This is a genomic window from Ruegeria sp. HKCCD7255, from assembly GCF_013031565.1.
Classification (GTDB): domain Bacteria; phylum Pseudomonadota; class Alphaproteobacteria; order Rhodobacterales; family Rhodobacteraceae; genus Ruegeria.
On record NZ_WQAG01000001.1, the window covers coordinates 69,760 to 83,350 of the forward strand.

Below are 13,591 nucleotides of genomic sequence, written 5' to 3' on the forward strand. Positions count from 1 at the left end.
AAGGGCCGGCCCCGCATTTCAGATCAGATCAGCAGATCGAACTGCCGGTTCAGCGGCAGCGTGCGTGCGCGCTCGCCGGTCAGATCAAAAAGCGCATTACCAAGCGCGGGCATTGAGGGCGGTGTGCCGGGCTCTCCGGCGCCACCCATATGTTTGTTGGTCTCAAGGATGCGTACCTCGGTGAGCGGAGTGTTATGCATCCGCAACGCGTCATAGTCGGGGAAGTTGTATTGCTCGACCTCGCCATCGGCAAAGGTGATCTCGCCCTGAACCGCGGCGGAAAGGCCATAGATCATGCCCCCGATCATCTGTGCCTCGACCGTCGCCGGATCCAGTGCCAGACCCATATCGCAGGCAATCCAGGCCTTGCTGATGCGGATGCTGCCGTCTTCGTCGACCACCTCGATCACCTGCGCGACCGGAGTGCCAAAGCTGTAGGTCAGAGCCACGCCGCGCCCTACGCCATCGGGTGTTTGCCCGGTCCAGCCAGACATCTCTTTGACCGCAGCCAGACATCCGGCCGAAGGCGCGTGTTCCGACTTGGCCAGAGCCAGACGGAATTCCAAAGGATCCTGACCTACGGCATGGGCCAATTCGTCCATGAAGGTCTCGTGGAAGAAGCCGTTATGGCTGTTGCCGACAGATCGCCAGAACCCCACAGGAATGTCTAGCGGTGCGATATGGCCGCTCATCCGGTAGTTCGGTATTGCATAAGGCTGGTTGAAGAACCCTTCGACCAGAACCTTGTCGGGGCCGCCGCCGGGAAAACCGGTATAGCGCTCCATCGCTTGCTGTGTGCTGGACTGTGCGGCCACCTTGCCGTCGATCAGCACAGCCTGACCGTCTTTGACAGCGCCGCGCATCCGGGCCATCGCGCCAGGGCGATAGAAATCATGGCGCATGTCTTCTTCGCGGCTCCATGTGGTCTGGACCGGTACGCCCGGCATGGCCATCGCGACCTTGGTGGCGATCTCACCAAAGTCCAACTCACCGCGGCGGCCAAATCCACCACCCAGATAGGTGGTGTGGATCTCGACCGCCTCAGTGTCCAGATTGGCCACATTCGCCACGCGCATCTGGATCAGGGTCGGGGCCTGATTGCCGCACCACAGATCCAGCTTGCTGCCGGTAAACAGCGCGGTGGCGTTCATCGGCTCCATAGTGGCATGGGCCAGATAGGGTACAGTGTATTCTGCCGTGATCTCGGTCGCGCCTTCGGGCAGCACCGACACATCGCCATCATCGCGCATGGTCGAGTTCGGCTCGGCGTCGAGAGCCTTGGCGATTTCGGCGAAAATGCCCTCGGTTTCAGGCGGGTATGGAGCATCGCCCCAATCCACGTCGATAGCCTCGACCGCCTGAATGGCTAGCCAGGTGTTGGATGCAATCACCGCAACTCCGGTCCCCAGATCAACGATCTTTTCCACGCCGGGCATGGCTTCGGCGGCACTGGCGTCAAACCCTTTCATGTCGCCACCCAGTTTTGGGTTCATCCGCACGCTGGCGAATTTCAGACCTTCGGGCCGGACATCGATGCCAAACTCGGCTGTCCCAGTGGACTTGCCTGCCATATCCAGACGCGGCTGCGACTGTCCCAGTAGCCGCCACTTAGACGGGTCGCGCAGAGGGGCTTCAATCGCTTCGATCTGGCCTGCGGCGGCGGCAAGTTCGGTATAAGGGATCTGTGTGCCATCGGGTGCGATGACTGCGCCTTTTGCCGTTTTCAACTGCTCGCGATCCACGCCCAATTGGTCGGCTGCCGCCTGTTTCAGCGTCTCGCGCGCTGACGCTCCGGCCAGACGCATCCGTTCGAAACCGTCTTTCATCGAGGTTGATCCACCGGTGATCTGCAGGCTGAGCGTTCGGCCCAGAACGCCCAGGGCTTCGCCCAGATTGTGCTGGAAGTCGGTGACGTCATAGCCTTTGTTCGGCAGGCCCTCACCCACAAGGGCCGAGTTGTAATAGGCCGCCGCAGCGGGCCCGTGCAGCACGCGAATGTCGTCCAGCTCAACGTCCAGCTCTTCGGCGATCAAAGCGGCCCATGTTGTCATCACACCCTGGCCCATTTCCGCGCGCGGGGCGAACAGGGTGATCCCCTCTTGGTCGATCATCACAAAGGGGCTGAGCGCGGTTTCACCGTCCTGGGGTTTCAGCGGGTTGGCCGCAGGGCGGGTGACGTAATAGGCCCCAAAGGCGACACCACCCACAACAGCGGCAGATCCAATCAGGAAGGTGCGGCGCAGGATTTTTCCGATGCTTGCCATGGATCAGGCCTCCTTCAGCTTAGCGGCGGCATCGTGTATGGCCGCACGGATCCGGGGGTATGTCCCACAGCGACACAGGTTGCCCTGCATCGCGTCGTCAATGTCGGTGTCTGTTGGCACCGGGTTCTCGGCCAGCAAGGCGGCGGCCTGCATGATCTGACCGGACTGGCAATAGCCACATTGCGCCACCTGATTGTCAACCCAGGCTTGCTGGATCGCGGCCATCGCGTCGGGTGTGCCCAAGCCTTCGATCGTGGTCACATCGCCCCAGACATCCGACAGGGCCACCTGACAGGATCGTACGGCCTCGCCGTCGATGTGAACGGTGCAAGCGCCGCATGAGGCCACACCGCAGCCGAATTTGGTGCCGGTCAGGCCGACCTCATCGCGCAGTACCCACAAAAGGGGAACGTCATCAGGCAGATCTACCTGATGGGTCTTTCCGTTGATCTTCAGAGCGGTCGCCATGGCGCACCTCTTTCGGTTGGAATTGGTTTCTGACATAATTGTCGAAAAGTGTCAGGGTGTCAATTGACAAAATAAACAAAAACTGTCAAAGGGTTTGTTATGGAAAAAACGATTGACGATCCGAAGCTTGCGGCAATCCTGAATTCGGCGTTTCAGGCCTTTGCCTCTTACGGGTTTCGAAAAACCTCGATGGATGACATCGCCAAGGGGGCGGGGATGTCGCGCCCAGCGGTCTATCTGCATTTCAAGAACAAAGAGGCGATCGTCCGCCATCTGACCGAGTTCTACTACGGTGAGAAGATCACCGAAGTCGGGCAAGCCTTGGCGCAAGAGGGGACTATTCCTGACGTTTTGGCCGCTGCGATCAATGCGCAATCGGACGGGATGGCGGCGATCCTGGCCTCACCCCACGGGCTTGAGATGTTGGATGCTACCAAGTCCATGGCAACTGATATCGTCGAAACGGGCGAGGCCGAGTTGACCCGTCTTTATGCCAACTGGCTGCAGCGCGAGGCCGCTGCTGGCCGGGTCAATCTGACCACAGAGGCCTATGAGACTGCAAAGACGATGACCGCCGCCTTGAAGGGTATCAAAATGACGGCCTCTGGCGCGGATGAGTTCGAACAGAGGGTCGCCCAGTTGGCGGCGCTGTTTGGTGCAGCGCTTGAGGTCAGGTAACGCGCTGACGAATCTTGTATTCAGGGCGATCCCATAATCTATTGCCAATGATATCTGCCAGAATATCCACAGCGCGTTCGACGTCTGTTTCGTCGATGTAAAGCGGTGTGAAACCAAAGCGCATCACGTCGGGTGCGCGGAAATCTCCGATCACCCCTCGCGCGATCAGCGCCTGCATCGCGGCATAACCTTCGTCAAACCGGAATGAAACCTGACTGCCGCGCAACGCCGGATCACGGGGGCTGGCCAGGGTCAGGCCCGGGCAGGTTGCTTCGACCTGCGTGATAAACAGCTCGGTCAGTTCGATTGACTTCGCCCGAACCTGGGCCATGTCGGCCATATCCCAGATATCCATGGCGGCGGAGAGCGCAGACATCTGGATGATCGGCGGTGTGCCCACGCGCATCCGTTCAATCCCCGCGCCGGGGCGATAGTCGAGATCGAAGGCAAAGGGCGAGGCATGGCCCAGCCAGCCCGACAGGGCGGGGCGCACCTTGTCTGACAGGCGCGGTGCCACATAGATAAAGGCCGGAGCGCCGGGGCCGCCATTGAGATACTTATATGTGCACCCGACGGCAAAATCGGCCTTGCACCCGGCCAGATCCACTTCGATGGCTCCGGCTGAATGCGCCAGATCCCAAACCGTGATCACACCATTTGCATGGGCCAACTCGGTCAGAGCTTTCATGTCGTGCCTGCGTCCTGTGCGGTAATCCACCTCGGTCAACATCAGAACCGCCACGTCCTCGGTAATCTGCGCGGCCACGTCTTCGGGGTCGACAACCCGCAGCTCGTATTCAGGCCCAAGCGAGCGCAGCAATCCTTCGGCCATATAGAGGTCAGACGGGAAATTGCCGTTGTCTGACAGGATCACCCGGCGCTGTGGTACCAGTTCCAGCGCTGACGCGACGGCCTGATAGACTTTGATCGACAAGGTGTCGCCGACAACGACGCTGCCCGGCTCTGCTCCGATCAGCCGGCCAATCCGGTCGCCCAGTGCCAGGGGCAAAGCCATCCACCCGGCTTTGTTCCAACCGGTGATCAGCATCTCACCCCACTCGTCTTCAACCATTTCGGTGACGCGCGCCGAGGCGGCATTGGGCAGGGGGCCAAGGGAATTACCATCGAGATAGATGATGCCTTCCGGTAGGTGGAATTTGGTTTTGGTCGCTGCAAAATCGGTCATCTGAGCCCTTGCGAGTTGGGTGGTGCATTCGGCGTATCTGATAGTGGTGCAACTGTCTATCGTGCTGAAACGCAAGGCTCAGCGGCTGCCTGTTGCCAAATCCCTGATCTGCGTCAACCTGAGCTTTTGCCTTCGGGGACGGAAAGCGGTAGGACAACGGTCAAAAGCGACACTTTACCCTAGGGAATATACTTGCGTCGAATCGACATTCCACCCGTTTGGCTGATCGCGTTTGCAGCGCTGGCATGGCTGCAGGCGCGCAACCTGTCGTTGGGATTGTCGCTTGAGGGTGCGGTGACCGATTTGCTCAGTGGCCTATTGATCGGAGCCGGGATCGTGATTGCCATTTTGGCTGTGGTCGAGTTCCGGCGCCACCGAACAACGGTTTTGCCTCATGAAACACCCAGCGCCATGGTGCAGGCCGGGATCTATAAACGCAGTCGCAATCCGATCTATCTGGGGGATGTGCTGATCCTGACCGGTCTGATCTTGCGCTTTGACGCGGTGCTGTCTCTGGTTCTGGTTCCGATCTTTGTCTGGGTGCTGGAACGCCGTTTCATCTTGCCCGAAGAAGACCGGTTGCGCCGCAAGTTCCGAGCCGATTTTGCCCGGTATGAACGCCAAACCCGACGCTGGATCTAAGCCTGTGATGAATGTGACACAACGGAATGGATGCTGCGCTTGCGAAATAATCTTTCGCGAGTTAGACCAAGCGTTGACGAAGAATACCTGCCAATCGCGCGAACAGTTCGAAAATTAGGGGGAACACCGTTGAAGATAGGAACACCAAAAGAAGTATTTGACGGTGAGAACCGGGTGGCGATGACCCCGGACTCGGCTCGTCAGTTGCAAAAGCTGGGCTATGAATGCCTGATCGAAAAAGGCGCTGGTGCTGCGGCGGGGTTTTCGGACGCAGCCTATAAAGAAGCCGGTGTCGAGGTGATGAAAACCGCGGCCTCGCTGTGGAAAGCGGCCGATATCGTGGCCAAGGTGCGCCAGCCGAATGAGACCGAGCTGAAACGCCTGACCAAAGGCAAGACCCTGATTTCCTTCTTCAATCCTGCCGGGAATGAAGAAGGGATGGAGGCCGCCAAATCCAAAGGCGCCAACGTCATCGCGATGGAAATGGTGCCACGCATCAGTCGTGCGCAGAAGATGGACGCGCTGTCCTCGATGGCCAATATCGCAGGCTACCGAGCGGTGATCGAAGCGGGCAACAATTTTGGCCGGTTCTTCACAGGGCAGGTGACCGCAGCCGGTAAGGTGCCGCCTGCAAAGGTGCTGATCGTGGGTGCCGGTGTCGCCGGTTTGGCGGCCATCGGTACTTCGACCTCGCTGGGCGCGATCACCTATGCCTTCGACGTGCGCCCCGAAGTGGCTGAGCAGGTCGAATCCATGGGGGCCGAGTTTGTCTATCTGGATTTCGAGGAAGAACAGCAGGACGGTGCGGCCACAGGTGGTTATGCCAGCGTGCAGTCGGAAGAATTCCGCGAAGCACAGTTGGCCAAATTCCGTGAGCTTGCCCCGGAAATGGACATCGTCATCACCACCGCGTTGATCCCAAACCGCGAAGCGCCAGAGCTGTGGACCAAGGATATGGTTGAGGCTATGAAGCCGGGCTCGGTCATTGTTGACCTCGCAGCGGAAAAGGGCGGCAACTGCAAGCTGACGGTGGCGGATGAGAAGATCGTGACGGATAATGGCGTGACCATTATCGGCTATACCGATTTCCCAAGCCGGATGGCGGCGCAGTCTTCGTCGCTCTATGCCACTAACATTCGTCATATGATGACCGACCTGACGCCTGAGAAGGACGGTCAGATCAATCATGACATGGAAGATGACGTGATCCGTGGCGCGACCGTGACCTTTGAAGGTGATATCACCTTCCCGCCGCCGCCGCCCAAGGTGCAAGCGATTGCGGCGCAGAAAAAGCCCGAGGTCAAGGAGCTGACCCCGGAAGAGAAAAAGGCGCAAGAGATTGCGGCCTTCAAGGCGCAGACCAAACAGCAATTCACCCTTTTGGGTGTAGGCGGCGCGCTGATGCTGCTGGTGGGGCTGGTTGCTCCGGCCAGCTTCATGCAGCATTTCATCGTCTTTGTGCTGGCGATCTTTGTGGGCTTCCAGGTGATCTGGAATGTGTCGCATTCGCTGCACACACCGCTGATGGCGATCACCAACGCGATCTCGTCGATCATCATCGTTGGGGCCTTGATGCAGATCGGTTCGGGATCGTTCCTGGTCATTCTGCTGGCGGCGCTCTCAGTCTTCATGGCCGGGATCAACATCTTCGGCGGCTTCCTCGTAACCCGGCGCATGCTTGCCATGTTCCAGAAATCTTAAGGAGGCCGGGCACATGGAATTTGGCTTCACCACTGCCGCTTATGTTGTTGCGGCTGTTCTGTTCATCCTTTCCCTCGGCGGTCTGTCGAACCAGGAAAGCGCCAAGCGCGCGGTCTGGTACGGCATCGTCGGTATGGCGCTGGCGGTCTTTGCGACGCTGGTTGGCCCTGGCTCGGGCCTGTGGCTGTTGTCGCTGCTGTTGATCATTGGCGGTGGCCTGATCGGTCAATATGTGGCGCAGCGTGTGCAGATGACCGAGATGCCGCAACTGGTGGCCGCGATGCACTCGCTGGTTGGTCTGGCGGCGGTTTTCGTGGGCTTCAACGCGCATTTTGAGATCGGCAATGTCGCGCAGGTCATGGCGATTGCCGACAGTGCCAGTCAGGCGGACCTGTCCGATCTGGGCGCCTTTGCCAAGCTTATTGCTAAAAAGACGTCGGCGGAACTGGCCATCCTGCATGTGGAACTGTTCCTGGGCATCTTCATCGGGGCGATCACCTTTACCGGTTCGGTCGTGGCCTATGGCAAGCTTGCGGGCAAGGTGACCTCGGCGGCGACCAAGCTGCCCGGTGGTCATGCGCTGAACGCGGCTGCTGCTGGCCTCTCGTTCATCTGTCTGATCTGGTACACCAGTTCGGGTGGATTCTTCCCTCTGTTCCTGATGACGCTGGCGGCGCTTTTCATCGGCTATCACCTGATCATGGGCATCGGCGGTGCTGACATGCCGGTGGTTGTGTCGATGCTGAACAGCTACTCGGGCTGGGCGGCTGCGGCGATCGGCTTCAGCCTCGGGAATGACCTGTTGATCGTGGTCGGCGCGCTTGTGGGCTCGTCGGGTGCGATCCTGTCTTATATCATGTGCAAGGCGATGAACCGCCATTTCGTCAGCGTGATCCTGGGCGGCTTTGGTGGCACCTCGGGTCCGCAGATGGAGGTCGAGGGTGAGCAGATTGCCATCGAAGCGGATGGCGTTGCAGCCGCGCTGAATGACGCGGACAGTGTGATCATCATCCCAGGCTATGGCATGGCGGTGGCGCAGGCGCAGCAATCAGTGTCTGAACTGGTGCGCAAGCTGCGCGCCAAAGGCAAGAACGTCCGCTTTGCGATCCACCCGGTTGCGGGACGCTTGCCGGGCCATATGAACGTTCTGCTGGCCGAGGCAAAGGTACCCTACGATATCGTTCTGGAAATGGACGAGATCAACGAGGACTTCCCCGACACAGATGTGGCCATCGTCATCGGCTCGAATGACATCGTGAACCCTGCGGCGCAGGAGGATCCCAACAGCCCCATCGCCGGGATGCCGGTATTGGAGTGCTGGAAGGCCAAGCAGGTATTTGTTTCGAAACGTGGTCAGGGTACTGGCTATTCGGGCATCGAAAATCCACTGTTCTTCAAGGAAAACACGCGCATGTTCTATGGCGATGCCAAGGCGAGCCTGGACAAGCTGTTGCCCATGATCGACTGAACTTTGGATTGAGCAAATTGCAAAGGGCGCCTGCGGGCGCCCTTTTCTATTTTGGTTTGCAGGAAGCTTTGCCTTCTGACCTTCAAGGTATTTTTGAACAGAAGAAGCTGGGGGCGTGGTATACTGATCAAAAATCGAAGCTGCGGGAGATCTGTCTTGGAGAAAGTGAATGGTATCGGCGGGGTGTTCTTTCGGGCACGTGATCCGCAAGCGCTGAGTGCCTGGTATGAAACACATCTTGGGGTCAATCACTTTGACCCGATGCCCTGGAAACAGAGCGAAGGCTATACAGTGTTTGCACCCTTTGCTGAGGACACCGACTATTTTGGTCGCGCCGAACAGCAATGGATGATCAATTTTCGTGTCGATGATTTGGCGGCTTTGACTGCGCAGCTTGAAGCGGCGGGAATCGTGGTCGAGACCAACCCGGACTGGGACAGTGAGGTCGGAAAATTTGCGCGCATTCATGACCCAGAGGGCAATCCGATCGAGCTCTGGGAGCCAAATCAATGAGATAGTGGGGATGTATACCGTAGTATTCTCGTAACTATATGAAATAAAAAGATAATTGATCAAATCCGCGTCTGGCGTATAGTGCGTGCACCGAAGTGGAGCCCGCAATGACCCCGATAGACGACCACCCTTTGCGCTATGCTGTCGCCAATGAGTTGCACGCGCGGCCATTTCCGGTGGCAAACGCGCCGTGCACGGTGATCTTTCTTGCCATCAAGAACCCAGAAGCCGCGGTTGGGCGAGACAAGGGGCAAGACATCGCCCATCTGACCGATTTGTTGGACCGCCACGGAGCCCCACATCCGCAGCCGGGCGCGACGCATTTCGCGGGTCAAATTGGCCGCCATTGGTTGAAATGGGAGCAACATACGGAGTTTGTCACATATACCGCGATCGCCCAGAATGTCAGCGAGCGGGCCTTTGATCCGGCGGATTTCGAGGTTTTTCCAGAAGATTGGTTGATGTCCAGCACCGGGCAGCGGATCACGTCGATCCTGATGCGTGTCGTTCCGCGACCCGAGAACGAAGATGCGATCAAAGGTGCATTGAACGATTGGTTCGAACCGGAAAGCCTGGCGGCCTCGCGGGTTCTGGATGACTCGGCCATTTGTGGCAGTGACTTCCGGATCGATCCATCGGGGCATATGCGCTTTGCCGTGTTTGTTGGCGAAGGAACGGGCGAGCGCCGCATCGGACGCATTATCCAGCGCATGTGCGAGATCGAAACCTATAAAGCGATGTCGATGCTGGGTTTTGCCCGCGTCAAACAATTGTCCCCCCGTATCGGAGAGTTGGATGGCAAGCTGACCGATTTGATGGTGGAAATGACAGATGATACCGCGCCGCCTGACAAGTTGTTGCCTCAGTTGCTGAGCACCTCGACCGAGCTTGAGACGATAGCGGCCCGGTGTTCCTTCCGGTTCGGCGCGACCGGTGCGTATGAGGCGTTGGTGACCCAGCGGATCGCCGTTCTGCGCGAACAGCGGTTCAATGGCAGACAGACCTTTTCTGATTTCATGATGCGTCGTTATGATCCCGCGATGCGGACGGTGAAATCCACGGAACGGCGACTCAAGGCGCTGTCGGACAGGGCTATTCGCGCCGGTGAATTGCTGCGGACTCGTGTGGATGTGGAACGCAGTGCGCAGAACCAGGCCTTGCTGGAAAGCATGGATCGCCGCGCCGATCTTGCCCTGCGATTGCAGCATACTGTCGAAGGGCTTTCGGTGGTTGCCATCAGCTATTACGCGGTGTCGCTGGTCAGCTATCTTTTGTACCCGCTGACACAGATGGGTCTGAGCAAAGGAGCGCTGACGGCAGCAGTGACGATTCCCGTTGTATTGGCAGTATGGTTCGGCGTAAGGACGGTGCGTAAAAGGCTGGAGTGACCCTTTTTGGCGCTTTGCCGTTTCGGTGTCTGACGTTGCCTTGCTGGTTTCTGACAAGAGGTTTTCCTTGATCAGCGTGTATTCCGCTTGGCGTGCTGTGACGGCAGCCTTTGTCTTGAACGGAGCTTTGTTGGGCATCTGGGCGTCTCGGATTCCGGCGGTACGCGATGCGCTGGATCTGAGCCATGAAGATCTGGGGCTGGGTTTGTTGTTTGTCGCTGTAGGAGCGGTCTGCTCATTTCCGGTCACCGGACGATTGACGGATCGGTTTGGAGCGTTTCGCGTGACGCGTATCATTTCGGTTTTGTATCCGGCCTCGCTTGTTCTGCTGGCGTTGGCGGGGGATTTCGCATCCCTGGCGGCGTTTCTGTTCATTTTTGGTGTTTTTCACGGGTCGATGGATGTGGCGATGAATGCCTGGGCGGCCGAGGTTGAGCAGGTCTATGACAAACCCTTGATGCCCTCGTTTCACGCCATGTGGAGCTTTGGAGCCGGGCTTGGGGCGGCGAGTGGGTTCTTCGCCATCGGCTATGGTGTTTCGGTCTTTGATCACTTTCTCTGGGCGGGTCTTGCGGTTGCGGTTTTGACCCTGGCCATGTCGCATGTCCCTTGGGTGTCGAAACGCTCAGCGTCGTCCGATGCGCCTGCTTTTGCGCTGCCATCGGGCATACTGATCCTGGTTGGTTTGGCTGCTTTGTGCGGCACTTTGGGCGAAGGGGCCATCACGGATTGGAGCGCGATCTATTTGCGCGACGAGCTGGGCGCGGCAGAGAACATCGCGACCTTGGGGTTCACCACCTTCTCGATCACTATGGTTTTGTGCAGGTTGTCGGGCGGCTTTGTCATAGCGCAACTGGGACCTGTGCTGGCGGCACGGCTCAGCGGTGTCTGCGCGGCAATAGGTGTGCTGTGCGTGGTGACCGGTCAGGTTTTGGGGCTTGTCCTGTTTGGATTTGCCATGATGGGTGTGGGCTATGCGCTTCTGGTGCCAATTGCTTTTACGCGCGCAGCGAATGACCCGAAGGTCCCACCGGGACGTGCGATCGCGAGCGTTGCGACATTGGGTTATGGTGGGTTCCTGATCGGTCCGCCTCTGATCGGGTTTCTGGCAGATCTTCTGACGTTGCGGCTGGCCTTTGCGGTGCTGTTGCCGCTGGCGATCTTGTCAATTCTGGTGGCCGGCGCGCTGAAGCGCGCCGACTGATCTTGTTTAGCGACCGCGAATGCGGGGATCCAGCGCGTCACGCAGACCGTCGCCCAGATAGTTCACGCTGAGCACTGTCAGCGAGATGGCCAGGCCCGGCCAGAATACGCGTTCGGGGTATTGCTGAAGGTAGTCCACACCGTCAAACAGCAACCGCCCCCAGGTTGGGAAATCCGGCGGAAAGCCCAGACCCAGGAAAGACAGCGCGCTTTCGGTGATGATCGCTGTTGCAATTCCCAGCGTGGCCGACACCATGATCGGAGACAGCACGTTGGGCAGGATATGCCGTGTGATGATCTGGCTGTTGCTGGTGCCAATGGACCGCGCGGCCAGCACGAACTCGCGTTCCTTGATGGCCAGCACATCGCCGCGTACGATCCGGGCCGTGGGCATCCATGAGGTGATGCCAATGGCGCAGACGATCAGGATGAAGATCCCGCGCTCCAGCCCGAAGGCCGCCGACAATGGCTCGCGGAACAACAGCATCATGACCAGCAGCAATGGCAGCAGGGGCAGGGCCAGAAACAGGTCTGTCAGGCGCATCAGCGGTCCGTCCAGACGTTTGAAGAACCCAGCCAGAACACCGATCAAAGAACCCAGGAACAGCGCCAGAAGCATCGCGGTAATCCCGACCGAGACCGAGGTCTGACCGCCCGACATCATCCGCGCCAGAATATCCCGGCCCAGCTGATCGGTGCCGAACGGATGCGCCCAGCTTGGGCCCTGATTGCGCGAGCGGATGTCGATCTGTGTTGGATCGATGCTCCACAGGTAGGGGCCCAGATAGACACCAGCGACGATGAAAATGAACAGGATCGCCCCGATCATCGCACCTTTGTGTGTCTTGAACTGGTCCCAGACGTCGCGCCACTGGCTACGGGGTGGGGTGGTCAGTTCTTCGGCAACCCCGGCGCCGGGAACGGCGGTTGAAACCGGGGCCAGGCCTTCGTCAGGGATCAGCGTGTCTGATTTGTCGACATCAGTCATAGCGAATCCTCGGGTCCAGAATGCCGTAAAGCACGTCCGCGATCAGGTTGAACAACACGATCAGTACGGCAAAGATGAAGGTCAGAGTTTGCACCATCGGCAGGTCGTTGGCCTGAATGGCCCCGATCAGAAGCTGGCCGATGCCGTTCACCTTGAACACCTGTTCGGTGATGATGGCACCGCCAAAGATAGCGGGAATACCCAGCGCGATCACCGTGACCACCGGGATCATCGAGTTGCGCAGAACATGCACCATGACCACGGTGTATTCGCTCAGGCCCTTGGCGCGCGCGGTGCGGACGTAATCCTGATTGAGGTTGTCCAGCATCGAGGCGCGCATGAACCGGCTGAGCTGTGCGGTGATCTGAAGGGCCAGAACCATGACGGGCATGATCATTTGCTTCAGTTGCACGACAAAGCTGTCCCAGCTGTTCACTACATGGGTGGTGTCATAGATCGATGGGAACCAGCCCAGTTGGACCGAAAAGATCACGATCACCAAGACGCCCGAGAAGAAGGGCGGAACCGAGAAACCGACCATCGACACGAATGTGCCCATCTGGTCGAACCACGAGTACTGGCGGTACGCGGAATAGATACCGATGGGCAAAGCGATCAGGATGGCGACCACATAGGCGGTGCCAACAACCCACAGGGTCTGCGGGATACGCTGAACGACGATGTCCATAACGGGCGAGCGGGTCTGCCACGAAATCACACGCAGGTCACCTTCGGAAAAGGTGGTGCCAAACATGTGGTCGATCAGAACCTGCGGTTCGATCCAGAAAAACTGCACGATCCATTTCCAGAACCGGATATGCATCGGCTGGCCAAGACCCAGCGCTTCGCGCATTTTTTCTTTGACTTCGGGCGGAACAGTAAGCGGAACCTGCGCCATCGGGTCGCCGGGGGCGAGCTCGAGCAGCAGGAAAATGACGAGGCTGATGAAGAGTAGCGTGGGTACCGCCAGCACCAGTCGTCTAACAGTAAAGTTGAGCATTCAAAGGCGCCTTTGTTGATGCGTCTTCTTGTAGGGGTGATGCAAACGACCGCGCCCCGATCAATGTCGGGGCGCGGCTTTGCAAGGTTAAC

General features: G+C 58.6%; 12 protein-coding genes. 7 read left to right on the plus strand and 5 right to left on the minus strand.

What is annotated here, in order from left to right; all coding sequences use genetic code 11:
• Positions 1–23: 23 nt before the first annotated feature.
• Both GOX45_RS00350 and GOX45_RS00355 read right to left on the minus strand, forming a co-directional pair.
• Entirely contained in the window at positions 24–2,264 is a 2,241-nt protein-coding gene (locus tag GOX45_RS00350) for a xanthine dehydrogenase family protein molybdopterin-binding subunit (RefSeq protein WP_171096874.1), read from the minus strand.
• A 3-nt stretch (positions 2,265–2,267) separates the two neighbouring features.
• Positions 2,268–2,732 carry a (2Fe-2S)-binding protein gene (locus GOX45_RS00355; RefSeq protein ID WP_171096882.1) on the minus strand — a complete coding sequence of 155 codons (465 nt, stop codon included), beginning with the start codon at positions 2,730–2,732 and terminating at the stop codon, positions 2,268–2,270.
• Positions 2,733–2,831: 99 nt separating this feature from the next.
• Here GOX45_RS00355 and GOX45_RS00360 point away from each other — a divergent pair, with 99 nt between their 5' ends.
• Positions 2,832–3,410 (plus strand): TetR/AcrR family transcriptional regulator, encoded by a 579-nt coding sequence (locus tag GOX45_RS00360; RefSeq protein WP_171096884.1) that lies wholly within the window; start codon positions 2,832–2,834, stop codon positions 3,408–3,410.
• Here the strand turns inward: GOX45_RS00360 and kynU are convergent.
• Positions 3,403–4,596 carry a kynureninase gene (kynU, locus tag GOX45_RS00365; RefSeq protein WP_171096886.1) on the minus strand — a complete coding sequence of 398 codons (1,194 nt, stop codon included), beginning with the start codon at positions 4,594–4,596 and terminating at the stop codon, positions 3,403–3,405. The genes GOX45_RS00360 and kynU overlap by 8 nt on opposite strands.
• 192 nt (positions 4,597–4,788) lie before the next feature.
• Between kynU and GOX45_RS00370 the strand changes: the two genes are divergently transcribed.
• The 6 genes from GOX45_RS00370 to GOX45_RS00395 all read left to right on the plus strand — a co-directional run bounded on the left by GOX45_RS00370 (position 4,789) and on the right by GOX45_RS00395 (position 11,512).
• The gene (locus tag GOX45_RS00370) at positions 4,789–5,238 is read left to right on the plus strand and encodes an isoprenylcysteine carboxylmethyltransferase family protein (RefSeq protein WP_171096887.1); all 450 of its coding nucleotides are present in this window, start codon (positions 4,789–4,791) and stop codon (positions 5,236–5,238) included.
• A gap of 129 nt (positions 5,239–5,367) precedes the next feature.
• On the plus strand, positions 5,368–6,939 hold the full coding sequence (locus GOX45_RS00375; protein ID WP_171096889.1) for a Re/Si-specific NAD(P)(+) transhydrogenase subunit alpha: 1,572 nt from the start codon (positions 5,368–5,370) through the stop codon (positions 6,937–6,939).
• 13 nt (positions 6,940–6,952) lie between these two features.
• Entirely contained in the window at positions 6,953–8,407 is a 1,455-nt protein-coding gene (locus tag GOX45_RS00380; RefSeq protein WP_171096891.1) for an NAD(P)(+) transhydrogenase (Re/Si-specific) subunit beta, read from the plus strand.
• A gap of 156 nt (positions 8,408–8,563) precedes the next feature.
• Positions 8,564–8,920: a VOC family protein gene (locus GOX45_RS00385; RefSeq protein WP_171096893.1), complete on the plus strand. Its 357-nt coding sequence runs from the start codon at positions 8,564–8,566 to the stop codon at positions 8,918–8,920.
• A 107-nt stretch (positions 8,921–9,027) separates the two neighbouring features.
• Complete coding sequence (locus GOX45_RS00390; protein WP_171096895.1) at positions 9,028–10,308, plus strand: DUF3422 family protein; 1,281 nt, start codon at positions 9,028–9,030, stop codon at positions 10,306–10,308.
• A gap of 25 nt (positions 10,309–10,333) precedes the next feature.
• Positions 10,334–11,512, plus strand: a complete 1,179-nt coding sequence (locus GOX45_RS00395) for an MFS transporter (RefSeq protein WP_371808928.1) — start codon at positions 10,334–10,336, stop codon at positions 11,510–11,512.
• A gap of 6 nt (positions 11,513–11,518) precedes the next feature.
• Here the strand turns inward: GOX45_RS00395 and GOX45_RS00400 are convergent, their stop codons facing one another.
• Complete coding sequence (locus tag GOX45_RS00400) at positions 11,519–12,499, minus strand: ABC transporter permease (RefSeq protein ID WP_171096897.1); 981 nt, start codon at positions 12,497–12,499, stop codon at positions 11,519–11,521.
• The gene (locus GOX45_RS00405; protein ID WP_171096899.1) at positions 12,492–13,499 is read right to left on the minus strand and encodes an ABC transporter permease; all 1,008 of its coding nucleotides are present in this window, start codon (positions 13,497–13,499) and stop codon (positions 12,492–12,494) included. Before GOX45_RS00405 ends, GOX45_RS00400 begins: the two co-directional genes overlap by 8 nt.
• Positions 13,500–13,591: the final 92 nt, after the last annotated feature.